Raw genomic sequence first — 26,005 nt, 5'->3', positions numbered from 1 at the left:
CGCGGCCGTCGCGCACGATCTCGTCGCGGGTCATGGCCACCGACTCGGCGGACACCGGGCAGGCAGGCCCCACGATGTCGCAGATGCGCTTGATATGGTTGTGGAAGTCGTCCAGCTTGCCGCCGATGCGGGCGTACAGCGTGGGGTTGGTGGTCACGCCGGCCAGGGCGCCCCAGCTGGCAGCCTCCTCGATCTCGGCGAGGTCGGCCGTGTCCAGAAAGAACTTCACGTTATCCTCCTTCTTGAGGTTTACAGACATAGGGGAATCTCGTCCAAATCGTGAGCTGCGCGCACCGTGAGACCCAGACCGCGAGAACGTTGAGAGGGCGATGCGGAAATGAAAGGGGGAAAGGCGCTGCTTCGCGCTGAAGATTTAGAACTGGAATCATAGTAGCGCAACAACCCGGTGCGCACAAGGACATACCGCAAGCGCCCACGGAGAGGCGCCCCCTCAGCGCCCTAAGGAAGCACCGACCCCCCGCCTACGCTTCCAGCATCGAGCGGTAGAAGCAGGTGCGCGCGCCCGTGTGGCAGGCGGGGCCGGCCGGGTGCACCATTGCCAGCAGCGTGTCGCCGTCGCAGTCGTAGCGCAGGTCCACGAGCTTCTGGGTATTGCCGCTCGTGGCGCCCTTGTGCCACAGCTCCTGGCGGCTGCGGCTCCAGAACACCGTCTCGCCCCGCTCCAGGGTGAGTGCCAGCGATTCCGCGCTCATCCACGCCATCATGAGTACCTCGCCCGTATCGGCATCCTGCACGATGCAGGGAACGAGCCCCGCCTCGTTGTACTTCAACTCGGGAATATTCATCACGGCCTCCTACAGGCGCACGGGGATGGCAGCGGCGCGCATGGATTCCTTCACCTGGCGCACGGTCAGCTCACCGAAGTGGAAGACGCTGGCGGCCAACACCGCATCGGCCTCGCCGTCGATGATGCCCTCGGCGAAGTGCTCCAGCTTGCCAACGCCGCCGCTGGCGATAACGGGAATATCCACGGCCCGGGCCACGGTGCGCGTGAGGTGGCAGTCGAAGCCGTCGCGGCTGCCGTCGCGGTCCATACTGGTGAGCAGAATCTCCCCCGCCCCGCGCCGGGCCGCCTCGCGCGCCCACTCCACGGCGTCGATGCCGGTGTTCTTGCGGCCGCCGGCCACGTACACCTCCCATTTGTTGGGGTTGCCGGGCACTGCCTTCGCGTCGATGGCCACGAGGATGGCCTGGGTGCCGAAGGCCCGGGCCGCTTGGGTGATGAGGTCGGGGTTCGCCACGGCCGCCGAGTTCACCGATACCTTGTCGGCCCCGGCGGCGATCATCGTCCGAATGTCGGCCACGCTGCGGAAGCCGCCGCCCACGCAATAGGGCAGGTGCAGCTCGGCCGAGGCATGGCTGGCCAACTCCACCGTGGTTGCCCTATCATCGCTCGTGGCCGTGATGTCGAGGAAGATCACCTCGTCGGCCCTCTGCTCGTCATAGGCCCGGGCCAGCTCGATGGGGTCGCCCGCATCCCGCAGGCCCACGAAGTTGACGCCCTTCACGACGCGGCCGTCCTTCACGTCCAGGCAGGGTATTACTCGTTTCGTCAGCATAGTCTTTCCAACCTGTCCGTCGGCGAGCCAGCCGGTATTGCGATTCGCTCAGACAATCCTCGCTTTGCGAAACAGCCCACCGGGCTGTTTCGGTCGCTGCGGAACTCGCTCGGTCGCAACACCGTCTGTCTCACTGACTACGTTTCCTTACTCGCCCTCTTGCGCTCAATGGTCTGCAAAACTCGCTCGGTCGAGGCATCAGCCATCGCGCGGACTGCTCTTCCTTCCCCGCTAGGCTTCCAAATCCTCGATGGTCAGGGGCTTCTCCTCCGCCTCCAGCTGGTCGCTTACCCGATAGGTGCCCGCGCAGGCAGCAACGCCGTCGGCCACCGAGAGCGTTCCCTCGTAGATGGCGCGGCCGGCGATGACGCCCTCCACGGCATCAGCGATGGGCCCAAGCGCCGCGATATCGGCGGCCGAGGAGATGCCGCCCGACACGATGACCGGGTTGCCGAAGGCTGCGGCCATACGGGCGTAGGCGCCATTGTCCACGCCGGTCTGCATGCCGTCGCGGGCGATGTCGGTGTAGACGATGTGCTCGAAGCCCTGGGCGCCCATGCGGGCGGCCAGATCGGTGGCGGCCACGCCGGATCCTTCGATCCAACCGGCCACAGCGGCCTCGCCGGCCTTGGCGTCGACGCCGGCCACGAGCGCGTCGGGACCGAACTTCTCCATGGCGGCCCGGGCGAAATCGGGGTCGCGCACAAGGGCGGTGCCCAGGATGACCCGGGTGGCCCCGGCGTCCAGCAAACGGTCGGCCACCTCCAGCGACCGCACGCCGCCGCCCACTTCCACCTTCAGCTTCGTGCGGGCCAGAATGCGGCGCACCACCTCGATGTTGTCGGGGTTGCCGGACTTCGCGCCATTCAAGTCCACCACATGGAGCCAGGTGGCGCCGTCCTCCTCGAAAAGCTGGGCCTGGGTGGCCGGGTCATCGTGGTACACGGTGACGGCATCGTAGTCGCCGCGGGCCAGGCGCACGGCGCGGCCGTCCAGAATATCGATGGCGGGCAACAGGTACATGGCTACTCCTTTGACAAGACGGTATCTTCCGCCATGGTAGCGGCCGCGCCGCGGCGACCGGCCGCAGCGCGGGCAACGGTTACGAAGTTGGCGAGCAGGCGCGCGCCGGCATCCGAGCTCTTCTCGGGGTGGAACTGCACGCCCCACACGGGGTGCCCGGGCACCCGCACGGCGGAGGGGAACGTGACCGAGTGGGTAGTGCGCCCGATGGTCGCGACGCTCTCGGGGGCGGCGAAGGAGTGAGTGAAATAGAAGTATTCCCCGCTTTCCAGGCCGTCGAACAACGGGTCGGCCTCGTCCCATTCCACGGAGTTCCACCCCACGTGGGGAATCTTATAGGCCGCGCCCGCCTCGTCGGTCTTGGGCATGAGGCCCACCGTGCCGGAAACGAGCCCCAGGCCCGCGGGCAGGGGCCCCGCCTCAGGCGCGTGCTCGGTGCCGTGCTCGAACATGAGGTGCATACCCAGGCAGATACCGAGAAAGGGCGCGCCGGCCGCCACGGCATCGGCCACAGCCGCGCCCAGGCCGAGCTCTTCCAAAGACGCGGCGGCATCGGCGAAGGCGCCCACGCCAGGCAGCACCACGGCGTCGGCCGCGCGCACCTGGGCCGGATCGTCGGAGACGACGACTTCGGCGCCCGCGCCGCGCAGCCCCCGCTCCACCGAGAGCAGGTTTCCCTTATGGTAATCAACGACAACGATCAACTTCGCAACTCCCCTCACCGCTACGGTCAACAACGCCGGGCCGTCCACGACGCGCGGCCGACTACAGCACGCCCTTTGTGGACGGCACCTCGCCAGCCAGGGCCCCATCGATGGCCACGGCCTCGCGAAGGGCGCGGCCGCAGGCCTTGAAGGCCGCTTCCAGAATGTGGTGCACGTTGTCGCCGGCCAGCTGGCGCATATGCAGGGTGATGCCGGCGTTGGCGGCCAGGGCGATGAAGAACTCCCGGGCCAGCTGGGTGTCGAAATCGCCCACCATGCCGAAGGGCACCTCCACGGCCCAGTGCAGCTGCCCCCGGCCGGAGATGTCCAGGGCCGCCAGCACCAGGGCCTCGTCCATGGGCACAAAGGCGCTGCCGAAGCGCGCGATGCCCGCCTTGTCGCCCAGGGCCGCACCTAAGGCCTGGCCCAGCACGATGCCGGCATCCTCCACGGAATGGTGGCCGTCCACCTCCAGGTCGCCCGCCACGGACACCGCCAGATCCATGCGGCTGTGGCGCGCGAAGGCACTCAGCATGTGGTCGAAAAACCCGATGCCCGTGGACAGATCGGCCCGTCCCGTGCCGTCCAGGTTCACGGTCACCGCGATATCGGTCTCGGCCGTCGTGCGGGTGATGGTCGCCTCTCTCGCCATGATGCTCCTTCCTCAGTCCCGCGCCGCTTGGGCGCGGCGGCTCCCCCGCTCGGCCACGAAGGCCCTCAGCAGGCTGATGAACCGATCGTTCTGCTCCGGCGTGCCCATGGTCACGCGCAGGCAGCCCTCCAAAAGCGGTGTTGCCGAGAAGTCGCGCACGAGCACCCCGTGCTCGTAGAGGTACTCCCAGGCATCGCCGGCGTCTTCCATGCGCAGCAGGATCCAGTTGGAATCCGACGGGAACGGCACGATGCCGGGAGTTGCCCGCAGCGCCTCTGCGACCCGGCCCCGCTCCTCGATGATCTCGCGGATGCCCGGCTCAAACCGGGCCCGGTGCTCGAAGACCACCTCGCCGACGACCTGGGACACCGCATCCACCGAATAGGGCTGGCGCACCTTGATGAACTCGCGGATGACCACCGGGTTCGCCAGGATGTAGCCGAGGCGCACGCCGGCCAGGGAGAATGCCTTGGAGAATGTGCGCAGGATGACGAGGTTCTGGTGGGTCGCGAGCAGGGGGCGCACAGTCTGGCGCGAGAACTCGAAGTAGGCCTCGTCCACCATGACCAGGGCGTCGGTGGCGTCCAGCAGCCGCTCGAGGAAGTCGGCCGGGGCCCGCAGGCCCGTGGGGTTGTTGGGGCTCGCAACAATGACGTAGTCGATGTCGCCGACGGCCAAACGCTCGAAGGTGGCCCCCTCGTCGATGGAGAAGTCATCGCGGCGGGCGATGTCCACCACCGTGGTGTTCGTGAGCCGGGCGTTGGCCGCGTACACCGAGAAGGTGGGCGGGAAGTTCAGGCAGGTGCGCCCCGGGCCGCCCCAGGCGAGCGCCAAATCGAACAGAAGCTCGTCGCCGCCGTTGCCGATGAGCACGCATTCCCGCTCCAGGCCGTTGGCCTCGGCGATAAGGTCGCGCAGGCCGCCCGCGAGCGGATCCGGGTAGCGGTTGAAGGGCACGCGTGCGATGCGCTCGGCCACGAGGGCCCGCAGCTCGTCGTCCACGTCCCGCGGGTTCTCGTTGGCCGAGAGGAACGCCTCGGCCGGCAGGTACTTCGGATCGTAGGGCGTAAGGCCCGCCAACGACGGGGCCGCCGCGCGCACCCTATTCATCGGCCGAGCCCGCCGCCGTCGCGCCCGCGCCGGCATCCACCCCAGCCGCCGCGCCGCCGCCGGCCACGCTCGCCTGCTCGGCGGCGAGCAGGCTCTGGAGGCGCAGGGCCACAGACTGGGCATGGGCCCACAGCCCCTCGTGGGTGGCGATCTGCACCACGGAGCGGGCATCGTTTCTCAGGGCGGCCGCCGTGTACTGGATGACGGAGGACTTCTTCACGAAGTCGTCCACCGAAAGGGGCGAGGAGTAGCGGGCCGTGCCGCCCGTGGGCAGGGTGTGGTTGGGGCCGGCCACATAATCGCCCACGGCCTCGGGGGTCCACTCCCCCAAGAAGATGGCGCCGGCGTTGCGGATGGCGCCGAGGTGCTCCATGGCGTTCGCCACGTGCATCTCCAAGTGCTCCGGCGCGATGACGTTCACCGCTTCCAGGGCCTGCTCCATAGTGGGGCACACCACGATGAGGCCGTGGTCGTCCAGGGAAGCGCGGGTGATGTCGGCGCGGGTGGAGCGCTCCATGTGGTCGGCGATGGCCGCCTCCACGGCATCGGCGTAGGCATCCGAGAAGGTGACCAGGTAGCAGGCGGCCAGAGGGTCGTGCTCGGCCTGGGCCATGAGATCGATGGCCACCATGGACGGATCGGCGGTCTCGTCGGCCACGACGCACACCTCCGACGGACCGGCGATCATATCGATGCCCACATCCCCCGAGACGAGCTTCTTCGCCGCGGCCACAAAGGCGTTGCCCGGGCCGGTGACCTTGGCCACGGGGCGGATAGTCTCGGTGCCGTAGGCGAGCGCCGCCACGGCCTGGGCGCCGCCCACAGTGTAGATCTCGGTAACGCCGGCGATCTTGCAGGCGGCCAGCACCGTGGGGTCGAGCGTGCCGTCCTTGGTCGGCGGCGTCACGCACACGATGCGCTCCACGCCGGCCACCTGGGCCGGCAGGGCGTTCATGAGCACCGTGGAGGGGTACAGGGCCCGCCCTCCCGGCACGTAGATGCCCACGGAATCGAGCGGCGTCACCTTCGACCCCACAATGGCCCCGTCCTGGCGCGCGAAGAACCAGCTCTGCTGGCGCTGGCGCTCGTGGAAGTCGCGGATCTGGGCCGCGGCCTGGTTCAGGGCGTCGATGGTGTCGGGGTCAACTGCGGCCAGGGCCTCCTCGATGGCGCTCTCGGGCACACGGAAGTCGTCGATGGCCACGCCGTCGAACTTCTCGGTGTAGGCCCGCAGGGCCGCGTCGCCCTTCGCGCGCACCTCCTCGATGATGGCCGTGGCCGCCTCCAGGGCGCCGGGGTTGAAGGCCCCCGCCCGGTCGATAAAGTCGGCAGTGAAGGGCTCGGTGGGCTGAAGGTCAACGCGTCGCATGGTCATGGGTCTTCTCCTTGGAATCGGGGCGGTCAGGCGGGGTTCGATGCGCCGGCGATGGGCGCGTAGGTGTGCGCGGGGGCACAGGCGGCCAGGGTGCGGGCCAGGCCCACGATACGGTCGTCGGTGCGCAGGGCGCAGCCGTTGGCGAAGAAGCGGGCCGTAGAGGCCAGCACCTCGTCGACGATCTCCAGGTTGTTCTCGGCCAGGGTGGTTCCCGTGGCCGTGATGTCCACGATGCGGTCGGCCAGGCCCACCATGGGGGCCAGCTCCACATTGCCGTGGAGGTAGACGATCTCCACCTGGGTGCCGCGGCGGGCGAAGTGGGACCGGGTAATGGAGGGGTACTTCGTGGCCACGCGCATGGCGCCGAGCTTGCGGTAGCGCTCCTCGATGGCGGCCGTAGTGCCGGCGGCCTCGGCCACGACGAAGCGGCAGCCGCCGAAGCGCAGGTCCACCAGCTCCACGACGTCGGCCCCCACTTCCAGAAGCGAGTCCTTGCCGCAGATACCGCAGTCGGCCGCTCCCAGGGCCACGAACACCGGCGCGTCGGAGGGGCGCACGATGATGTAGTCGACCCCCGGGTTGGAGATGACGAGCGAGCGGCCCGGGCTCGCGAGCCCGGTCACATCGAGCCCCGCCTCTTCCAGGCAGGCGATGGCCTCGCCGTTGAGCGAGCCCTTGGGCACGGCGATGCGCAGGGGCCGCGCCACCCCCTCGGCACCGGCCGTGGCCGCGGCGGCCATGGCTTGCTCCAGGTAGAAGGCGAAGCCGGCGGCGGGACGGTCGGGGCCGTAGGCGCCGAGGGTGCGGTCGTAGCGGCCGCCGGAGCCCAAGGGCGAGCCCACGGCCGGGGCGTAGGCCTCGAAAACGATGCCCGTGTAGTAGTTGAAGGAGCTCACCACCGAGAAGTCCACGAGGATGCGCTCGGCCAGGCCGGCATCGGCGAGTCGGTCGTAGGTGGCCTGGAAGTCGTCGAGGTCGGCGATGCAGCCGAGGGGGGCGGCCAGGGCCCGCACCTCGTCGATGGCATCATGGGCCCCGCGGATGCGGGCCAGCCGTCCGATGGCGGCGGCGTAGGCCGGGGCCACGCAACCCGGGTCGGGCGCCGCGTCCCCGTCGGCGGCCAGCACGGCGCCCGGGGCGCCGGCGGCGCACAGGCGATCGAGGGCCACGAAGTCGGAGTCATGGTAGGCGTCAAGCACGGCGGCCTTCCACGGCTCGGAGGCGCCGGAGCGCTCGAGCAGGGCCCGCAGCACCCCCACGGTGGCCAGACCCAGCACGAAAGTGCCGGCGCCGGCCAAGGTGAGCGCCTCGACGAACAGGGCCACGATCTCCGCGTCGGCGGCCGGGCCCGTGGGGCCGATGCACTCCACGCCGCACTGGGTGAGCTCACGGGCCTGGGCCTGGTTGTCGGCCTCGGCCTCGCGGAACACCCGCTGGGTGTAGCGGAAGCGCAGAGGGCCGGGCTCGTCGGCCAGGCGCGTGGCGCACATGCGGGCGATCTGGAGGGTCACATCGGGGCGCATGGCCAGCAGGTCGTCATGGGAGTCGAAGAACTTGAAGGGGGATGCGGGCATGCGGCCGCCGGCCCGCACGACGTCCATTACCTCCAGGGTAGGCGTCTCGATGGGAGCATAACCGCGCTCGGCGAACAGGTCGGCCACGGCTCGGGTGATGACCTCGCGGGCCCGGGCCTCCTCGGCCAGCACGTCGCGGAATCCCGATGGGGTAACTGCGTTCACAAGCGAACCTTCCTCGTACCCGTTTCTTACGGAAACACTCATATTATGCGCCTGCATGCCGCAGCATGGGAGCAGCCACAGCCAAAAGGCGACATATCCCCCGCAGGACGCCACACCGACGACCGACGCCCGATTCGGATGCCGGGGCTCCAGGCCCAGGCTCGGGCACCGGGGTTCCAGGCTCAGGCTCAGGCGCCGGGGTTCCAGACCCAGGCCAACCGGCCCAAGCTGGCGCGATGCCACCCTGCGATCACCGCCGTGTCCACCCTGAGGCCAGCGCGATGCCCGCAGCGAACACCGTCCAGCCCCCAGCTCGGCCTAGCCCCAGCTCGGCCTAGCCCAAGCCCGACCTAGCCCCCGGCTCGATCCAGCCCCCAGCCTGATCCAGCCCCCGGCTCGATCCAGCCTCCAGCGCCATTTGCAACGAGCGATCCTGCGATTGTCTATACTTTATCACAGTAGAGTGATAAAGTATCAGCTGATTTCCAAGGAAAAAGAAGGCGTTCGGCGAGCGGAATGCAAGCTACCGAGCAGAGTTCGTCAGAATATGGGAGTTTTTAGGGTATCTCGAAGATCAAGCCACCCTATCCGACCATCTCTACCAGGAAAAACGTACCGGTCCATCCTCAAAAGAGAGTTTTTTCCGCACGTCGACGACTAGCGAACCCTAATAACTCCCATATTCTGACGAGACGGCCTCGTCCGCTTGCACGGGCCACGTCCCGCAGGGCGATCGCCGGAGGCACATGGCGCACCCCCCCCCGACGGGCGGTCGCGCGGAACGAGCGGGCCGCACGCCGGCAGACACTTGCACGGGACATGTCCCGTAGGACGATCGCGCGGGCGCCATGACGCGCGGGCGAGACGTGCACCGAAAACAGTCGCAGGTCAGGCAATGGCGCATGATCGCTCAAGGCGCGCGATGACAAACACGCACGAGACCCGGCGATGGCCGTAGAGCGAACTGCACGCGCATGCGACCCGTACGGCCGATCTTGCGGATGCGCCGCAGAATCGCCGTCGTGGCTTGGCGCCGAAAGATCGGAGGCCCTTAGACGAGGGGCTCGACGATCATGGCCCGCAAGATGCCCGAAGTGTCATAGGCGCGCTTGCCAGCGCCCATGCCGATGCGCTGGATGGTGAAGCGCTCGGGAAGCGCCCCTTGAGTGCGCAGCGCACCGGCAACGGCGGCACCCGTGGGAGTCACAAGCTCCCCCTCCACCGTCGAGGGTGTCAGCGGCAGCCCGCACGCCTCGGCGATGAAGGCGGTCGCCGGAGCCGGCACGGGAATGAGGCCGTGCTGGCATCGCACGGTGCCGCGCCCGCACGGCAGATCGGTCACAACCACCCCGTCCACATTCAGATCGTCGACAGCGGCGGCAATAGCCACGATATCGGCGATGGAGTCCACCGCGCCCACTTCGTGGAAGTGCACATCGCCCAGAGGCACGCCATGGGCCCTCGCCTCAGCTTGGGCCACTAATTCGAAGATGCGGCGCGCCGTCGCCTTGGCCTCCTCGGTCATGGTCGCTCCATCAATGATGGCCTCGATCTCCCGCGGACCCCGGTGATGGCCGGTCCCCTCGCCGCCGTCATGGCTGTGGCCGCCACCGCACTCCCGCTCGCCGTCGAGCCCGTAGCCGTAGCCGTCGCCACCGACGCAGGAGCCCTCCCGATCCCCGCCTTCTTCGCGCTCGCGCCCATCCTCGCGTTCGCAGCCATGGAGGTAGGCCATGTCGTGGTCGTGGTTCTCGTGGGCCGCGTCCAGCACCACGGCAAAATCGCACACATCCAGGCCCGACTTCACCACCCGGCTGATCTCCACGGCGAAGCCCTCCACGTCCAGACTGTCGAGGGCCCGGCGCACGACCTCCTCGCTGGCGCCGGCATCCAGCAGCGCCGCCGCGGCCATATCGCCGCTGATGCCCGCCGTGCACTCTAAATATAGGAGTCGTGTCATCGCGTCCTACCTCTCCACAGCCGCACCGCGGCCGTTCAAGTGATTGATGGCGCTCGCCTGGAAGGCGGCGCCGAAGCCGTTGTCGATGTTCACCACCGACACTCCGCTTGCGCAGGAGTTCAGCATAGCGAGCAGGGCCGCGATGCCGCCGAAGGAAGCCCCATAGCCCACGGAGGTGGGCACGGCGATGACCGGGCAGTCCACCAAACCCCCCACCACACTGGCCAGGGCCCCCTCCAGGCCGGCCACGGCCACGATGGCCCGGGCCCGGCGCAGATCGTCGGCCACATCCAACAGCCGATGCAGTCCCGCCACCCCCACGTCGTAACAGCGCATCACCTCGTTGCCGAGGAACTCAGCGGTCAGCGCCGCCTCCTCGGCCACGGGCAGATCGCTCGTGCCCGCTGCCACCACAGCCACCACCCCATCGCCGTCGGGGGCGCCCAGCTCGCCGAACACGAGCAGGCGAGCCTCACGGTGGAAGGTCAGGGGCACTGGGCGGGCGCGCAGAGTGGCCGCGAGGGTGGCGCCCGCACCGGTCACCGCGGCCGCGCTGCCACGCTCGGCCCACAGGACCTCGACGGTGCCGGCCTTCCCGTCGCCGACCCGGGTGGCCAGCACCCGGGGCTGCCCCGCCTCCAGCAGGGCCGCGGCGATGGCGACGATCTGCTCAGCGGTCTTTCCTTCCCCGTAGATCACCTCGCCGGCCCCCTGGCGGGAGGCCCGATTGTAATCGGGGCGGGCGAAGGCGCTCAGCCCCTCCCCTCTCTCATGATGGTCGCAGCCCACGGGCCCTCCCTCGGTCGGTTCTCGTTCTCTGCATGATAAATCTTGGAGTTAGCTCCATGGATTGCGAAAAGAAAAAGGCCCACGGAAGATTCGCAAGGGCCTTCGGTAAAGCGAGGGATGGCCGGCGGCTACTCTTCGGGACGAAGGGCCCGCTCGCTGTCGGCCATGATATCGTCGTAGTGATCGATCTTGTACTCCAGGCGCTCGAGGGCCCGCTCCAGATCGGCGATGCGCTCGCGGATGGCGATGCTCTGGCGAGCGAGCAGCTCCTTGCGGGCGGCTCGGGTCTCGTCTCCCTGCTCGATGAGCTCCATGTACTCGACGAGGGACTCGATGGACATGCCGGCATCGCGCATGCACTTGACGAACTCCACAGCGTTGCAGCTGGCCTCGTCGTAGTCGCGGATACCGCTCCTATTGCGCGGAACGTGGCGCAACAGGCCGACGCGCTCGTAATAGCGCAGCGTATCGGTGGAGACACCGTAGCGCTTGCTGACTTCCGCGATCTTCATTCGGTCCCTTTCGAGCGGGGCTGCACCAGTCGTCCCGTACAGACTACACGTCAATTAGACCATATGGAGTAGACTACAAGTCAAGAGCGCTTTGCCAGATTTCCGCGAACGCTCGCGCAGGGGCACTGGCGCCGCGCACCCCCAACTCTCCCAGACTCCGGAACGGCGCGTCGCAGCCGGCGAAGCCGCCGCCGCAAAGGGAACGTGCCGGGACCGCGCAGTGCCGACGGACTAGCGGTCCGATGCCAGGGAGTCGCGCAGGGCCCGCAGCGCGTTGCCGCGGTGGGAAACGGCGTTCTTGCGGGCCTGGGGCACCTCGGCCAGAGTGAGAGCGCCCCCGAAGGCGTCGGGAATGAACAGCGGGTCGTAGCCGAAGCCCTCGCTCCCCCGCGCTTCGCGGCCGATGGCCCCCTCGATGGTGCCCCGGGCCACGGTCTCGGTGCCATCCTCATCCATGAACACGAGGGTGCACACGAAGCGGGCCGTGCGCTCTCCATCGGGAACAGCGGCCAGCTCGGCCAAAAGCTTGGCGTTGTTGGCCCCGTCGTCGCCGTCGGCGCCGGCATAGCGGGACGAGTACACCCCCGGGGCCCCGTCCAGGGCATCCACAGCCAGGCCCGAGTCGTCGGCGAGCACGGCCGCAGTCAGACCGGCGGCGCGCACCGCCTCGGCCGCGGCCCGGGCCTTGATGCGGGCGTTGCCCTCGAAGCTGTCGGCGTCCTCCACCGGAGCGGAGACCAAGCCGGCCTCGGCCAGGGTCTTGAACTCCCAACCCTCGAAATTCAGGGCCGAGCGGATCTCGGATACCTTGTGGGCGTTGTTGGTGGCGATGACGACGGTCTTCATAGGGATTCCTCTCGGGGGCTCTTCTCAATGCGCTCGACAAAGTATACCGCACGGAACCCCTCCTCCGCCACGCCCCGAAGGGCCTCAAGCCACTGCTACGAAACAACCAGCTCGGGCAGATCGACATGCTTCACCACGTCCATGGGGCGCGAGAGCACCCGGCCGCCAAAGCGGCGGAACTCCGCGGTGTCAGCGCCCGTGGTGAAGAAGGCGGCCGCGGGCACGTTGCCCGGCTCGGCGAAGCTGCGGCGGCGGCGCAGGATGTGGGCCACATCCCGGGCCGTCTCCTCGGCCGAGGAGACCAGGGTGACCGGTCGGCCCACGACCCCGCCGATGAGGGCCTTCAGCAGCGGGTAGTGGGTGCACCCGAGCACGAGGGTGTCGATCTCGCAGCGGCGCAGGGGCTCTAGGTACTCCCGGGCGATCTCCTCGAACTCGGGGCGGATGTAGACCTTCGCGGCCCCGGACAGGTAGTCCTCGATGGGGCCGTCGGCCAGTTTCAGGCCCATCTCGGCTATCTCCACGAAGCGCGGCGTAGCCGTGGAGAACACCGTGATGCCGGCGTCGATGTGGCGGATGGCCTCGGAGTAGGCGTTGGAGTCCACGGTGCCCTTGGTGGCGATGACCCCCACCCGACGGTTTATGGTGGTGTGGGCCGCGGCCCGCGCCCCCGGCTCCACCACGCCAACCACGGGCACGTCGAAGACCCGCTGGGCATGGGAGAGCCCGGCGGCGGTGGCGGTGTTGCAGGCGATGACGATCATCTTCACGTCCTGGCCCAGAAGCCAGGTGCAGATCTGCTGGACAAAGCGGTCCACTTCCGCCTGGTCCCGCGGCCCGTAGGGGCACCGAGCCGAGTCGCCGAAGTAGACGATGCTCTCCTCGGGCAGGCGCCGCTGGAGCTCCCGAGCCACGGTCAGGCCTCCGTAGCCGGAATCGAATACACCGATGGGACGGTTGTCGTAGCCTTCGCCCACGAGGGGGCGGTCCTGGGCGGAAAGCACGGGTGCCCTAGCTGTGGACAACGACGACGTCGCCGACGGAGAGGAGTCCGTGAAGCTCCTCGGCCTTCTCGGGGGGCAGGTTGATGCAGCCGTGGCTGCCGTGCTCCAGGTACCAATCGCCGCCGAACTGGGCCTGCCAGCCGGCATCGTGGAAGCCAATGGAGTTATCCTTGAAGGGCATCCAGTAGGCCACCTCGGTCTCGTAATCCTTCGTGCCGTCCGGCTTGTAGCCGCGCAGCACCGACTTCCCGTCGTTGGTCTTGATGTAGTAAGTGCCCTCGGGAGTGGCCCGGCCGTCGGCCGGCTTGCCCGAGACGATGTCGCTCTCCCACAGGATGGAGCCGTCGCCGTCGTAGAAGCGCGCGTACTGCTCGGTCAGGTCCACGTCGATATAGCGGGCGCCGAAATCGCGGCCGTACTGGTCCGGGGCCTGGGCCGCCCGCTGCTTCATGGTGATCTCGATGGGGCCGCCCTCAGCGTTCACGAGCGCCTCGCGCACCGCCTCGGCCGTAGCCTCGCTGTCGGTGATCCAACCGTAGTCGCCGCCCTTCACCACGACCTGCTTGCCATCGGGCCGCGCGTAGGCGCGCTCGGCGCCCGTGGTGTCCATGGCGTTCACCTGCTCCTTCACCATGGCTACCAAAGGCTCGGGATCGTAGGCGACGGACAGGTCGTCGCCGATGGTGATGTGGGCCGCGATGGCATCGGCGTCGATGGCCAGCCGCTCGACGCCCTCCATGGTCACGCTCACGGGGGCCGAGACGTACTTGTTGGCCTCGTCGCGAGCGGCGGCCAGGGCCGGGTCGCTCGAGAGCACCTCGGGCCGGGCGAGCACCGCGTCGCTCAAGGTCACCTTCGGGGCGAAGTTCACCGTGCCGCGGGCCACCTCGTCCATGACCTTGTCGGCGAGCAGGGTGTTGCCCTCCTCCTCGGGCACCACGACGAAGGCGTGCTCGGCGGCGTCGTAGGCCACCATGGCGTTCTTGGGGGCCGTGCCGCGGGCGTTGGCCTCCTCCACGGCGCTGTGGATAGTGTCGGCGAGCTTGGTCTCCTCGAAGGTGGATACCAAGTCATCGGTGTCGTCGTGGCTCTGGAACACCTCGTAGGGCCAGGCCCAGGGATTCATCTCGGACAGGAGGCCGTCGGCTATAGACTGGCTGTCCAGGGACATGCCCATGTCGGCGGCGGACAGGGTGAGGCTCAGGCCGTGACCTTCCACCTTGAAGGTGTAGTCGCCGAGCACCCCGTCGAGCATCTGGTGCACTTCCTCGGGGGTCTTGCCTGAGATGTCCATGTCGATGATGGAGCTGTTGGGGAAGAAGCGGCCCATGAAGATAAAGACGCCCGCGAGGTACACGACGGCGAGCACACCGAGGATGATGCCCACGGTGATGCCGAAGATCTTAAGACCGCGATGGCGCTTCTCCTCCGGCGGCACCGGGCTCGCCTGGTAGCTGGGCACGTAGCCCCCGGCGAAGGAGGCGGCCTGCTCGGGCCCCTGAGGGGGCACAGGCGGCATCGATCCGGTGGACGCAGGGCGCAGCGGCGCCATGGCGCCCGTGGAGCCGGAGCGCACGGGGGATACCGGGACGGTCGAGGTCGCAGGGGCGGAAGGCGCCGGGCCATGGGCGCCAGCGGGGCCCGGGGCGACCGGGGCGTGGGCGCCGGTGGATGCGGGGCCGCTCTCGCGCAGCGGTGCCATGGCCCCCGTTGCCGAGGGCGTGCTCCCGACGGGGGGCATGGCGCCCGTGGAGCCGGCAGCCCGGGGCGCCCCCGAGGGGATGCGGAACCCGCGGCCGCGCTTGGGCTTGGCCGCACCGTCCTTCTTACCGTGATGTCCCTGTTTATTCTGAGCCATATCGCGCTTCCATGGATGTCATTCGTCAACGGAGGGCCGCCTGCCCGGCGCTCCGATCTCAGCGAGTTTCGCCCTATTATACGACACTCCCCGCCCGTTCGGCTCCGCGCCCGCAGCCATGGTGCCACTTTCACACAGGAGCGCCCCTCACGGCCCGTACAGGGGCCATTCTCCGCGACCCGTTCACAAGACTTACGCGAGATTCAGACGTTTCCCCTGAATATGACTGCTTTTCTTAAGGTTCGCGAATATCCACCGCCGTCCTGTTTTTCAGCCAAGCCATCGGTTATTTTTTGGTTAAAAGTCGGAAGGGAGATGAGAGAACCCCTGGTCACCCGCCGGCGACAAGGGAGGTGCCCCTCCGGCGATCACACTGCGATTCAGTGAAGAAAAAGCCCCTCTGACCAGGCAGGTTTCCGGTCAGAGGGGCCGAACGGTTCTGGTGGAGGCGCGGAGAATCGAACTCCGGTCCATACTAAATCGTCCACGAGGCTCTACAAGCTTAGTTGGCGATCGGGATTCGGAGCGGATCGGTTCGCCAACCAACGTGGCCGCTCCTAGTCGGTTCTCTCTTTTCCCGGGCCATACCGGCTACGTGCCCGGGAGCATTCCCCTGAAGTTGACGCCTTGGCCGGTTCGGGGAAACACCGGCTTCGGCGATCACCAGGTTGCTGTTAGGCAGCCATGGCGGCCGGCATGTAGTAGCCGGTCTTAGCAGTGTTTTTGCCAATTAACTTGACGTTACCCCTGTTTAACGTGGCGAGGAGACCACGACCTGCTCCTCGTTTCGGACTTACCATGTCGAAACCAGTCGCCCCCAATAAAGGGTATCGGTTTATTGTAGCCGCCCCGGCTCCGCTGTCAAGGGCGTCGGCGATGTCGCGCGCCCGCGGGCGAGGCTCCTGCCGACGAGAGGAGCGCGAGCAGACGGCGGCGCAGAGCCGCATGCTCCGCTGTCAAGGGCGCGGTTCCGCAACTCTAGGCCGCAGCCACGCGCAGCAGCTCGGCACCGTCCAGGTCGTAGTCGTCCATGCACGCGCTGCGCCGCGCCGGCTCCTCGTAGGTGCACCAGTAGTAGGTGCGCGTCGCCGCCGAGAAGCCATCGGAGAACAGGGTGTACTCGTAGCGGCCGTCGGTCATCTTCGCGCCGCCCTTGCACATGGAGGCGCCCTCCAACGTGCGGAACAGGCGCGTCACGTTGGCGGCCTCCCCTTCCTCTGCCGGATAGTTCGCGTTCAGGAAGGCGGCCCGCACAAACCGGCTGGCCGGGTCGTAGCCGCCGGGGAAGCCCACCATGCCGGCACCGGTGCCGAAGGCCTTCAAGGTGTCGCGGGTCCAGGTGACCGGCTCGGGATGCTCGCAGCTCACGTGCATATAGTTGCGCACGTTCTCGGCGTGCCAGGGGAAGGGCGGCTGGTTGGTCAGCACGTCCAAACCGTTGTCGTAGACGTGCATGCCGTCAGCCTCGCACTCGATGACGAGGGACTCGGTCCCGTCGCCCACGATCCAGTGCAGGGGAGACACGGCCCACAGGTCGTTCACGGCCTTGTTCACGATGGTGACGTTGTCCAGAGCCGCACGCACCTCGGCCACGGTGGAGAACTGCGAGGCGATCCACAGGGGCACCTCGTAGGCGGCCAGGTTCACCGTACCTTCCACGGGCTCGGGGGCGAACACGGCATAGCCGGGGAAGTTCAGGCCCGCCACGGCCAGGCCCGTCTCGTTGGCGCAGTCGAAGTACAAAGGCGCCCCGGCCTCGATGATGGCCATGCCGATGCAGGCGTGCTTCGGCTCGATGGTGCCCAGAAACGGCGAGGGGATGCGGGCGACACGGGGGGTGATGACCACGCCCTCCCCATAGTGCTCGCACCAATCCAGGTTGCGGCCGAAGTACAGATTGCCCTTGCTGTCAGCGAAGCGAACGCCCGTGCACATGATAGTCTCCTAACGACGAAACGGGAGCGACCGACCCGATCGCTCCCATCCATAGTAGGGCCCCGCTGCGCCCTGGGCGGGCGGGCGGTCCCTTGGTTGCCGTTTTGACAGCGCGGCGTCGCCGTTACTTTTTCTTCTTGAGGAAGCTCAGAGAGTCGGCGATCTCATCGAAAGTGCCCTTCAGCTCCGCGGCCACGGCGACGCCGTCCTTGTAGATGGCGTTCACGTCCTTGGTGGCCGCCGCCACGCCCTCGCGGCTAATGCCCAGATCGAACTCGTCGCCGTCGGAGGTGCGCTCCACGCGCACACCGTCGTCGTCATTGTCCTCGTCAACGTAGTAGTACTCCACCTCGTTGCCGTCCTCGTCCAGCAGGATAAAGCCGATCTCGTTGTCGAACTCGTCCACGATGACCGCGTGCACGTCACCGTCCTCGATCTCCATCTCGATGATCTCGCTCTCCTCTTCGGGCTCCTCTTCGATATGGTAGCCCTCGGAGTTCAAAACGTCGGCCTCCTCCTCGGCGGCCAGGGCCTCATCCACGTCGCCCTCATCCCAGCCGTCGTAGTCGGCCTCGTTGTCGGTCATGAAGCTGTCATAGGCGTGCTCCACGTCGCTTTCCGCCGCGTCGGCCCCGAAGATCTCGTCCTCGTCGCCCTCCACGTCCTGAAGCTCGGTTTCCTGGTCGATCCATTCGGCGTCGGTCTCGCCGGGCTCTTCCATGCTCTCCAGCTCTTCGTCCAGACCCATGATGGTGCTCCTTTTTCGTGTCCGTCCTACAGGGCCGCCTCGGCGACCACGTTCCCATGATGCCATCCCGCCGCAGTGCCCCGGCACGGAGCGCGGTTTCGTTTCCCTAACGTGAACGCTCTTTCATGGCGCGGTCGATCTCGCGCTTGGCGTCCCGCTCCTTCATGCTCGCCCGCTTGTCGTAGAGCTTCTTGCCCCGAGCCAGAGCCAGTTCCACCTTCACCCGGCCATCGGTGTTGAAGTACATCTTCAAGGGCACGATGGCCAGGCCCTTCTCGGCCACCTTCCCGTCCAGATAGCGAATCTGCTTCTTGTGCAGCAAGAGACGCCGCTTGCGATCGGGGTCGGGGTTGAAGATGGACCCGTTGGCGTAGGGAGGGATGTGCACGTTGTTCAGCCACACCTCGCCGTTGCGGATCAGGGCGAAGCAATCGGTGAGCTGGCAGTTATTCTCGCGCAGAGAGCGCACCTCGGTGCCCGTCAGCTCGATGCCCGCCTCGTAGGTCTCCAGGATCTCGTAGTCGTGGAAGGCCCGGCGGTTCTTCGCGATGGTCTTCTCGTCGCGCTTGGGCACGGTGCTACTCCTCCCCCACTGCCTCGGTGTCCGCCTCGCCGCCGACACCCGCGTCATCGGCGGTCACGGCGCCCATGCCCGGCACGAAGCTGACCTGAGGGCCGAGATCGCGGGCGAAGCGCGTGATGAGGCGCACCGTGGCGTCCAAATCGGCCAGACATACCACCTCGGTGGGGGTGTGCATGTAGCGCAGCGGCACCGAGATGAGGCCCGTGGGAATGCCGTCGCGGGTCACCTGGATGGCCCGGGCGTCGGTGCCGGTCACGCTCGGCTCGGCCTCCAGCTGATAGGGAATGCCCTCGGCCTTGGCCGCGGCCACCAAGCGCTCGAAGACCACCGGGTTGATGTTCGGGCCGCGGGCGATGACCGGGCCCGCGCCGCAGACGATCTTGCCGTACTTGGCGGCGTCGATGCCCGGGTAGTCGGTGGCATGGGTCACGTCGAAGGCCAGGGCCACATCGGGGTTCATGGCATGGGCGCTCGTCATGGCGCCGCGGGTGCCGATCTCCTCCTGGGTCGTGGCCACGGCGATGAAGTCGCCCGCCGCGCGGCCGGCCGCGGCTAGCTTCTCCATGACGCGGCAGGCCACCCACACGCCGCACTTGTCGTCGAAGCACTTGGACACGGCCATGCCGTCCCCGAAGCGCTCGAAGCCCACGGCGAAGGTAATGGGATCTCCCACGGACACGAGCTTCTTCACGCGCTTGGGCTTCAGGCCCAGATCGATCACGAGCCCCGAAAGCGGCGTCACCGCCTTGCGCTCGTCAGGCTCGATGAGGTGGATGGGCTTGCGGCCCACGATACCGCGCAGCGGGCCTGCGGCCGTGTGCACGTCCACGCGCATGCCGGGCAGAATGGCCGCGTCCACACCGCCGAGGGAGGCCACCGACAGGAAGCCCTCCGGGGAGATGTAGGTGACCATAAGGCCGATCTCGTCCATGTGGGCCGCCAGCATGAGCGAGGGCGCGGCCTCGTCGGTGCCGGAAAGCACCGCGCTCACCGAGCCCATGGTGTCGGTGGACACCTCGTCGGCCACAGTCCCCAGCCGCTCGCGCACCAGGGCGGCGACCGGCTCCTCGAACCCGGTCGGCGAGGGGGTTTCCACCAGCTGCTTCAAAAACTTGATCTGCTTCTTCTTCATAAACGATGCTCCAATCTGTTTCCCCGCCCCAGGGCGAGGGCCGCAATGCTGCCGGACAACGGAAGCGCGGTCGGCCACCTACCAGTACCCCTTCGAGTGCTTCCGCTTGCGCTCGGGCTTGGGGGGCCGGAAATCGAGCGCCAGCTGGCCGTCGGTGATCTTCTCCTGCTTCTCCGCCGGGGCTGCGGCCTTGCGCTCCACCTTCTCGATGGTCCAGGACACCGCGCCGGCCCCGAACAGCTCCAGCATCTTCAGCCGCGCGTCGTGGGCGTTGGCCTTGGTGCCGGCCCGCGCCTCGCTTTGGAATTCGAAGAGGCCGCGCTCGCGGTCGTGGGATCCCTTGGGTGACTGGTAGTGGGCAACATAGGTCTGCATAAACGGGCGGTCCTTCCGTCTCTGTGGTTCAGGGGCCATTCTAGCACGACGGAGGCCCCGCCTTGAAAGCCAAACAGGCCACCGCTGGAAAACCAACGATGGCCTGCTCATTGTTATGGAGCCGGTGACAGGAATCGAACCCGCAACCCACTGATTACAAATCAGTTGCTCTACCGTTGAGCCACACCGGCACCGTGCATGCGGCACCTCTCCCTCCCCGAAGATGACGCCGCATCTGCTTATTGTACGACAAGCTTTCCATTTAGGGAAGTTGCAACAGCGCAACGGCGCAGCCGGCGCACAAGACCGCGACCGCGTGCCCCGATGCGGTTACTCCTTGGCGCCCCACTGCTCGTAGTAGGCATCGATGGCCGCCGCGATGTCGTCGTCGATGACCACGCGGCCGGCCACCTCGTGGTTGTGCAGGCATTCCTTCACCTCGGCCATGGACACGATGGAGGCCACCGGGAAGCCGTACTTCGCCTCGATCTCCTTCTGGGCCGTGGTCACGCCGCCCTTGCCCACTTCCATGCGGTTCAGAGACACGATGAGGCCGCGCACGTCCACGTCGGCCGCCGCCATCAGGATGGGGTACGTCTCGTCGATGGACTTGCCCGAGGTGGTCACGTCCTCCACCATGATGACGCGATCGCCGTCATGCAGCTCGGCGCCGAGCAGGTTGCCCGCATCGGCCCCGTGGTCCTTCACTTCCTTGCGGTTGCAGCAGTACTTCACTTCCTTGCCGTAGAGCTCCTGCAGCGCCATGGCGGTGACCACGGCCAGGGGGATGCCCTTGTAGGCCGGCCCGAACACCACGTCGAAGTCGAGCCCGAAGTTGTCGTTGATGGCCTGGGCGTAGTACAGGCCCAGACGGTGCAGCTGCTCGCCGGTCACATAGGCGCCCGCGTTCATGAAGAACGGCGACTTGCGCCCGCTCTTCAACGTGAAGTCGCCGAACTTCAGCACGTCGCTTTCCACCATGAACTCGATGAACTCGCGCTTGTAAGCCTCCATGGCCATCCTTTCGCTCCGGGGACCCTCTCATTTTCCATGGCCACCATGATACCCGATTCGGCAGAGGGTGCGACCGCGCGGCGACAGGTTAGCGGTTAGTTGACACCCGAACATATATTCGGTTATTATAGCGTACATCCATTCGGGCGAACGGGTGTGCTTGTTTAGAAGCGATCTCAGGGAAGGAGGCCGGGCCGTGAACGTTATCGAGAAGCTGGAAGTGCTGGCCGATGCAGCGAAGTACGATGTGGCCTGCACTTCCTCCGGCGTGCAGCGTTCGGGGAAGAAGGGGCAGCTGGGCGCGGCGCACCAGGCGGGCTGCTGCCATTCCTTCACACCCGACGGACGCTGCGTCACGCTGCTGAAGGTGCTTATGACCAACGCTTGTGTCTACGACTGCGCCTACTGCGTGAACCGTGCCAGCAACGCCATGGTCCCGCGCACGGCCTTCACCCCGCGGGAACTGGCCGACCTTACCATCGGGTTCTACCGTCGCAACTACATCGAGGGGCTCTTCCTGTCGTCGGGGGTGGCCGGCTGCCCCGACCGCACTACTGAGCTCATGGTGCAGGCCCTGCGCATCCTGCGGGAAGAATACGGCTTTCGCGGCTACATCCACACCAAGACCATCCCCGGCACGTCCCTGGAACTCATCGACGAGCTGGGCCGCCTGTCCGACCGCCTCTCGGTGAACCTGGAATTGCCGAGCAAGCAGAGCCTGGGGCTTCTGGCCCCCAACAAGTCGCGCCACTCCATCCTAACCCCCATGCGCCACATCTTCGAGTCGGTGGCCGAAGATAAGGAATCCCGCGCCCTCGCCCAGCGCCGCACCACGGTGTACCGGGAGAAGAGAATGGCCCGAAAGACGCGGGCCTTCGCCCCGGCGGGCCAGTCCACCCAGATGATCATCGGCGCCACCCCGGAAAGCGACTACCAGATCCTGAACCTGTCGGCAGCGCTCTACACCCAGCTGTCCTTGAAGCGCGTGTTCTTCAGCGCCTATCTGCCCGTGGTGGCCGACCCGCTCCTGCCCGCCACCGATGCCGTGCAGCTGAATCGCGAGCACCGCCTGTACCAGGCCGATTGGCTTCTGCGCTACTACGGTTTCAACGTGAGCGAGATCATCGACGAGGAGAATCCCTTCCTCGCTCCCGATGTGGATCCGAAGGCCAACTGGGCCTTAAACCACCTGGATTTCTTCCCCGTAGAGGTGAACACCGCACCCCTCGAGGCGCTGCTGCGCGTGCCTGGCATCGGCGTGCGCGGGGCGCGGCTCATCCTGCAGGCCCGGCGCCAATCCACCCTGGGCGAGGCGGAGCTGCGCCGCCTCGGCATCGCCTACAAGCGCGCCCGCTACTTCATCACCATGAACGGCGCCTACGGAGGCTCCGGCATCGACTTCTCCCGCGATGCGCTGCACGCGCGCCTCTCCGCCCCCATCGAGGGCGGCCGCCACGGGCGCCGAGCAGATCGGGCCGTGCAGGGCCAGATGAGCCTCTTCGAGGCGGCGGACGCGCCGCCGGTGCTCCCCGAGGCGAGCCCCGCCAACCGCGCCGCCCTCGATGTCGCCTTCGAGGCCCAGCGCCGCGCTCTGGCCCCGGCGGCGCCGACCCGGGCGATGGCCGACGGCGCTGGGGGCGAGCGGCGGACGGCCCTCGACGCAGAAGCGTCCCGCACCAGAGATGAAAGCTCGCTGCGCGAGAACGCCCCGCACGATGACGATGCCCGCGAGCCACTGCTCTCCGTAGCCTAGGAGAGCGTCGTGCACCGCGCAAACGCTACCGCGCCCGCAAGCCCCGCCCTGGTCGGCGCATACCCGGCCGGAGCGGACGCGTCCCCCTTCGCGGCGGGCAGCCCCCACCACCTTCCCCTCGCAGCCGTCCCATCGGCCGCCCCTGACGACATCTACGACGAGGTAGCCTACGCCTACGACGGCACCTTGGAGGGACTGCTCTCGGCCATCTTCGCCGCCTACGAGCGCCATGAGAACCCGACCGACGTAGTGCCCGAAAGTCGGCTGCAGCCCCGCCTGGGCCAGCGGGTAGCGGCCATCCCCACGAACATGAGCCATGCGGCCCGGGTGCTGCGCGGCGTGAAGCGAGCCTGCGGCTGGCGGGCGGCCCATGCCGTGAAGCAGGCCAGCTGCTCCGACGAGCCCGATGCGGGCACGGCTGCCTACCGCTTCGTGCGCTACGCCATGGACGAGCAGAAGCACCACAACTGCGAGCGCTGCCGCAAGCGATCGTCCTGCCCCGGGCGCAGCGGTGCGGGCCCCTGCCCCAAGATGCGGGGCCGCGCCCTCTCAGACATCACCCATCCGGCCGTGGAGCGGCTCTTCCGCATCTCCCGCTCCATCAGTCAGGAATGCGAGCACCTGCGCCAGTTCGTCCGTTTCCAACACCTGCAGGGCGAGAGCGTGGGCGACGACACCGGCACCGAAGTGTGGTTCGCCCGGGTGAACCCCAAAGCCTCGGTGGTACCACTGGTCATGGACCACTTCGTGGAGCGGCTCGGCGTGCAGCCCTTCATCATCTACGACGAGGTGCACGAGTTGGCCGGCGTCTACGACGGAGGCGACTGGCACCTCGTGGCCACCGCCGGCCAAGGCGATCTCGCCCGGGCCCTCCCCGATCCCACGGCCGACGAGGCCCTCTTCAGCGAGGCCTGGCGCACCTTCTACCGTTCGGTATCGGTGGATGCCCGCTACCATCCCGAGCTGCGCCGACAGTTCATGCCCAAGCGCTTCTGGAAGAACCTCACCGAGCTTCAGGAGAGCCCCGCTACCCTGCGCACGGCCCGATCTTAGCCCCGCACGCAAAGCGGGGACACCTCCTGGGCGCCCCCGCTCGTCTTCCCTGGAACCGACGCGCCCCGCAGGGCGGCCCTCGTTTCGCGCACGCCCCTCTACAGGCTGAACAGCAGCTCGCTCGCCGGAGCCGTCAGCTTACCGGGCACCGGGCGCTCGCACTCGTAGGCCAGTCCCACGGCCGGCCCCACGTGCACGCCGATCACGGGACTCACGGGCAGCACGTCCACGGCCCGCCCCACCACCGGCTCGATAGCTTCGCGAGCCCACGTCACCGCCGGCGCAGCCGATCCGATATAGTGCACCACCACGCGCTTGAGGCCACAGGCCCCAATGTCCTCCTTGAACACGTCCACCATGCGCGCCAGCGTCTTCTTCCACGTGCGCACCTTGGCCAGGGTGGTAGTCTCCCAATCGGCCACGGTCAGCACCGGGGAGATCTGCAGCAAGCCGCCGAGCAGGGCCGAAGCGCCCCCGATGCGACCGCCCGCCTTCAGGAACGCCAGGCTCTCGGGAGCAAAGATGAACCGCGATGCCGCCACGGCATCGGTGGCCGCCGCCGCGCAGCCCTCCAAATCGGCACCGCCATCGCGGGCATCGGCGGCATCCAGCACCGCGAACATCTCATCGCCGCAGTTCGACGTGGAATCGATCAGCGTGCAGCGGAACTGCTCATAGCGTTCCTTGCAGGCCCGGGCGCTGTGCACGGCGCTCTCGAAGGTGCCCGACATCTTCGACGACAGGAAGATGCCCAGCACTTCATCGCGTGCCTCGGCCGCCCGATCGAAGATCGCCTCCAGCGCGTGCAGCGACGGCTGGCTCGAGGTCGGCGGTTGCTCGATCATGTCATAGATATCCTCGTAGAACGCATCCACGTCCATGTCGGTCTCGCGGTACTCGCGACCATCGCGGTTCACGTACAGCGACACCACTTCGATATCGCGCTCGCGCACCACATCAGCGGGAATCGAGGCCACGGAATCGGTGACGATCTTGATCACGGGGGTCTCCTTTCGAAGAGACGGGCCGATGCGCGCCCCTACGGGGCCCGCGCGCTTTCACCTCTTCATCCTACACTATTGGGCCCGAGCCGCCCGCCACAGCGAGGGAAGTTTACAGCCCTGTGAAGTCGAAGGCGGGGATGAAGCTCTCCTCGGCCGCGCCACCCTCCTGCCAGAAGTAGTCCGACACCCCCAGCTCGTCGGCGAAGTCCAGCAGCGCCTCGTACTCCTCATCGGGCACAGTTTCGGCCAGTTCGGGACAGCCCGCCAGCGCCGAGGCGGCCCGGGCGCTGCCCGCTTCGGCCGCGCGAACGAGCACCGGCGTGTACTGGTTCATGAGCGAGAGGCGGATGGCGCCGCCGAAGCGCCCGTACAAAAGCCGCACCACGGCCTTGGAGTTCTCCAGGGCCCCGGGCAACATAAGATGGCGTACCACCACGCCGCCGGTCAAGCGCTCTTGGCCGCGGTACTCATCGTAGGCGCAGGGCCCCACCGCCCGCACCATAGCCTCAAGGGCGGCCAGGGCCGTCTCCGGGTAGTCGGCTGCGTGGGAGTAGCGGCGCGCGAGCACGCCGTCGGCGTACTTGAAGTCGGTGAGATAGGCGTCCACACACCCCGCGTTCGCCTCCACGGCGGCCACGGTCTCGTACCCGCTCGTGTTCCACAGCACCGGCAGACACATCCCCGCCGCCCGCGCGAGTCCCACCGCCGCGCGAATCTGCGGCGCGTAGTGCGTGGGCGTCACGCAGTTGATGTTCAGGGCGCCCGCCGCCTCCAACTCCCCCATGATGGCCGCCAACCGCTCCACGGTGATCTCTCGGGCATGCTCGGCCAGCGCGATCTCGGCGTTCTGACAGTAGACGCAGCGCAGGGGACAGCCCGCGAAGAAGATCGTGCCGGAACCGCCTTCTCCAGAAATAGGCGGCTCCTCCCAGAAATGCAGCGCCGCGCGGGCCACGAGCAGGCGCCCGTCGGCCCCGCACACCCCGCGCTTCCCCGCCGCCCGATTCGCCCCGCAGGCGCGGGGGCACAGATCGCACGACGATGGCGCTGCGCAGAGGGGGCGCGGGCCACCTTGACCGACCGACTTCAGTTCTCGCATCTCAAACCCCTCAATCTGCGCAGCAAACGCCGCGAGATAGATCTTTCCAAATTCCAATCTCTCACTATGAGGCAAATCTATCCGTAGCAGGCGCTATAACACCTGTTCATGGTTTTCCATGGAAAACTTTTTGCGAGACCCCTCGCGCGGCGCAGTC

At 67.5% G+C, this 26,005-nt stretch carries 25 protein-coding genes, 1 tRNA gene and 1 other RNA gene; 2 read left to right on the top strand and 25 right to left on the bottom strand.

The window, feature by feature from the left end; translation table 11 throughout:
- From F8D48_RS06180 to pyrE, 23 genes are all read right to left on the bottom strand, one after another.
- On the bottom strand, nucleotides 1–229 hold a 229-nt coding region (locus F8D48_RS06180), incomplete at its 3' end, for a transaldolase family protein (RefSeq protein WP_276490055.1).
- A 253-nt stretch (nucleotides 230–482) separates the two neighbouring features.
- Nucleotides 483–806: a phosphoribosyl-AMP cyclohydrolase gene (gene hisI, locus F8D48_RS06175; RefSeq protein WP_151430479.1), complete on the bottom strand. Its 324-nt coding sequence runs from the start codon at nucleotides 804–806 to the stop codon at nucleotides 483–485.
- A gap of 9 nt (nucleotides 807–815) precedes the next feature.
- Nucleotides 816–1,580, bottom strand: coding sequence for an imidazole glycerol phosphate synthase subunit HisF (hisF, locus tag F8D48_RS06170; protein ID WP_151430477.1), 765 nt, complete (start codon nucleotides 1,578–1,580; stop codon nucleotides 816–818).
- A gap of 231 nt (nucleotides 1,581–1,811) precedes the next feature.
- Nucleotides 1,812–2,603 carry a 1-(5-phosphoribosyl)-5-[(5-phosphoribosylamino)methylideneamino]imidazole-4-carboxamide isomerase gene (gene hisA / locus F8D48_RS06165; RefSeq protein ID WP_151430475.1) on the bottom strand — a complete coding sequence of 264 codons (792 nt, stop codon included), beginning with the start codon at nucleotides 2,601–2,603 and terminating at the stop codon, nucleotides 1,812–1,814.
- Nucleotides 2,604–2,605: 2 nt separating this feature from the next.
- The gene (hisH, locus tag F8D48_RS06160) at nucleotides 2,606–3,307 is read right to left on the bottom strand and encodes an imidazole glycerol phosphate synthase subunit HisH (RefSeq protein WP_151430473.1); all 702 of its coding nucleotides are present in this window, start codon (nucleotides 3,305–3,307) and stop codon (nucleotides 2,606–2,608) included.
- Between the two features lie 61 nt (nucleotides 3,308–3,368).
- Complete coding sequence (gene hisB / locus F8D48_RS06155) at nucleotides 3,369–3,959, bottom strand: imidazoleglycerol-phosphate dehydratase HisB (protein WP_170272755.1); 591 nt, start codon at nucleotides 3,957–3,959, stop codon at nucleotides 3,369–3,371.
- Nucleotides 3,960–3,971: 12 nt separating this feature from the next.
- Nucleotides 3,972–5,069 (bottom strand): histidinol-phosphate transaminase, encoded by a 1,098-nt coding sequence (gene hisC, locus F8D48_RS06150; protein WP_151430468.1) that lies wholly within the window; start codon nucleotides 5,067–5,069, stop codon nucleotides 3,972–3,974.
- Complete coding sequence (gene hisD, locus F8D48_RS06145) at nucleotides 5,062–6,444, bottom strand: histidinol dehydrogenase (protein WP_240806257.1); 1,383 nt, start codon at nucleotides 6,442–6,444, stop codon at nucleotides 5,062–5,064. Before hisD ends, hisC begins: the two co-directional genes overlap by 8 nt.
- Nucleotides 6,445–6,470: 26 nt before the next feature.
- A complete protein-coding gene (gene hisG / locus F8D48_RS06140; protein WP_151430467.1) occupies nucleotides 6,471–8,183 on the bottom strand; it encodes an ATP phosphoribosyltransferase in 1,713 nt (570 codons plus the stop codon).
- Between the two features lie 1,051 nt (nucleotides 8,184–9,234).
- A complete protein-coding gene (larC, locus tag F8D48_RS06135; RefSeq protein ID WP_151430465.1) occupies nucleotides 9,235–10,143 on the bottom strand; it encodes a nickel pincer cofactor biosynthesis protein LarC in 909 nt (302 codons plus the stop codon).
- A gap of 6 nt (nucleotides 10,144–10,149) precedes the next feature.
- A complete protein-coding gene (gene larB, locus F8D48_RS06130; protein ID WP_151430463.1) occupies nucleotides 10,150–10,932 on the bottom strand; it encodes a nickel pincer cofactor biosynthesis protein LarB in 783 nt (260 codons plus the stop codon).
- A 128-nt stretch (nucleotides 10,933–11,060) separates the two neighbouring features.
- On the bottom strand, nucleotides 11,061–11,444 hold the full coding sequence (locus F8D48_RS06125; RefSeq protein ID WP_151430461.1) for a MerR family transcriptional regulator: 384 nt from the start codon (nucleotides 11,442–11,444) through the stop codon (nucleotides 11,061–11,063).
- Between the two features lie 231 nt (nucleotides 11,445–11,675).
- Nucleotides 11,676–12,290 carry an RdgB/HAM1 family non-canonical purine NTP pyrophosphatase gene (gene rdgB, locus F8D48_RS06120; protein ID WP_151430459.1) on the bottom strand — a complete coding sequence of 205 codons (615 nt, stop codon included), beginning with the start codon at nucleotides 12,288–12,290 and terminating at the stop codon, nucleotides 11,676–11,678.
- A gap of 95 nt (nucleotides 12,291–12,385) precedes the next feature.
- Nucleotides 12,386–13,294, bottom strand: coding sequence for a glutamate racemase (murI, locus tag F8D48_RS06115; RefSeq protein ID WP_240806256.1), 909 nt, complete (start codon nucleotides 13,292–13,294; stop codon nucleotides 12,386–12,388).
- 7 nt (nucleotides 13,295–13,301) lie between these two features.
- Nucleotides 13,302–15,152 (bottom strand): L,D-transpeptidase family protein, encoded by a 1,851-nt coding sequence (locus F8D48_RS06110; RefSeq protein ID WP_151430457.1) that lies wholly within the window; start codon nucleotides 15,150–15,152, stop codon nucleotides 13,302–13,304.
- A 440-nt stretch (nucleotides 15,153–15,592) separates the two neighbouring features.
- Nucleotides 15,593–15,971, bottom strand: a transfer-messenger RNA (tmRNA) gene (gene ssrA / locus F8D48_RS06105).
- Nucleotides 15,972–16,130: 159 nt separating this feature from the next.
- Nucleotides 16,131–17,087 carry a choloylglycine hydrolase gene (bsh, locus tag F8D48_RS06100; protein WP_151430455.1) on the bottom strand — a complete coding sequence of 319 codons (957 nt, stop codon included), beginning with the start codon at nucleotides 17,085–17,087 and terminating at the stop codon, nucleotides 16,131–16,133.
- Nucleotides 17,088–17,211: 124 nt separating this feature from the next.
- Nucleotides 17,212–17,835, bottom strand: coding sequence for a hypothetical protein (locus F8D48_RS06095; protein ID WP_135971018.1), 624 nt, complete (start codon nucleotides 17,833–17,835; stop codon nucleotides 17,212–17,214).
- Nucleotides 17,836–17,941: 106 nt separating this feature from the next.
- The gene (gene smpB, locus F8D48_RS06090) at nucleotides 17,942–18,409 is read right to left on the bottom strand and encodes an SsrA-binding protein SmpB (protein ID WP_135971017.1); all 468 of its coding nucleotides are present in this window, start codon (nucleotides 18,407–18,409) and stop codon (nucleotides 17,942–17,944) included.
- A 4-nt stretch (nucleotides 18,410–18,413) separates the two neighbouring features.
- Nucleotides 18,414–19,550: a M42 family metallopeptidase gene (locus tag F8D48_RS06085; protein ID WP_151430451.1), complete on the bottom strand. Its 1,137-nt coding sequence runs from the start codon at nucleotides 19,548–19,550 to the stop codon at nucleotides 18,414–18,416.
- Between the two features lie 78 nt (nucleotides 19,551–19,628).
- A complete protein-coding gene (locus tag F8D48_RS06080; protein ID WP_151430450.1) occupies nucleotides 19,629–19,925 on the bottom strand; it encodes a hypothetical protein in 297 nt (98 codons plus the stop codon).
- Nucleotides 19,926–20,041: 116 nt separating this feature from the next.
- Nucleotides 20,042–20,116: transfer RNA gene (locus F8D48_RS06075), tRNA-Thr, on the bottom strand.
- 139 nt (nucleotides 20,117–20,255) lie between these two features.
- Nucleotides 20,256–20,939, bottom strand: a complete 684-nt coding sequence (pyrE, locus tag F8D48_RS06070; protein WP_151430448.1) for an orotate phosphoribosyltransferase — start codon at nucleotides 20,937–20,939, stop codon at nucleotides 20,256–20,258.
- A gap of 196 nt (nucleotides 20,940–21,135) precedes the next feature.
- Here pyrE and F8D48_RS06065 point away from each other — a divergent pair, with 196 nt between their 5' ends.
- Together F8D48_RS06065 and F8D48_RS06060 are read left to right on the top strand one after the other, a co-directional pair.
- Complete coding sequence (locus tag F8D48_RS06065; RefSeq protein WP_151430446.1) at nucleotides 21,136–22,692, top strand: putative DNA modification/repair radical SAM protein; 1,557 nt, start codon at nucleotides 21,136–21,138, stop codon at nucleotides 22,690–22,692.
- A gap of 9 nt (nucleotides 22,693–22,701) precedes the next feature.
- Nucleotides 22,702–23,745 carry a TIGR03915 family putative DNA repair protein gene (locus tag F8D48_RS06060; RefSeq protein ID WP_240806255.1) on the top strand — a complete coding sequence of 348 codons (1,044 nt, stop codon included), beginning with the start codon at nucleotides 22,702–22,704 and terminating at the stop codon, nucleotides 23,743–23,745.
- Nucleotides 23,746–23,843: 98 nt separating this feature from the next.
- On the opposite strand, the gene F8D48_RS06055 is transcribed toward F8D48_RS06060, so the two are convergent.
- The gene (locus tag F8D48_RS06055; protein ID WP_151430444.1) at nucleotides 23,844–24,746 is read right to left on the bottom strand and encodes a DegV family protein; all 903 of its coding nucleotides are present in this window, start codon (nucleotides 24,744–24,746) and stop codon (nucleotides 23,844–23,846) included.
- 112 nt (nucleotides 24,747–24,858) lie between these two features.
- A complete protein-coding gene (locus F8D48_RS06050; protein WP_151430442.1) occupies nucleotides 24,859–25,848 on the bottom strand; it encodes a radical SAM protein in 990 nt (329 codons plus the stop codon).
- Nucleotides 25,849–26,005: the final 157 nt, after the last annotated feature.

The sequence above is a fragment of the Adlercreutzia muris genome, from assembly GCF_008831045.1.
Classification (GTDB): domain Bacteria; phylum Actinomycetota; class Coriobacteriia; order Coriobacteriales; family Eggerthellaceae; genus Adlercreutzia; species Adlercreutzia muris.
This window is presented reverse-complemented; position numbering and strand designations above follow the sequence as displayed.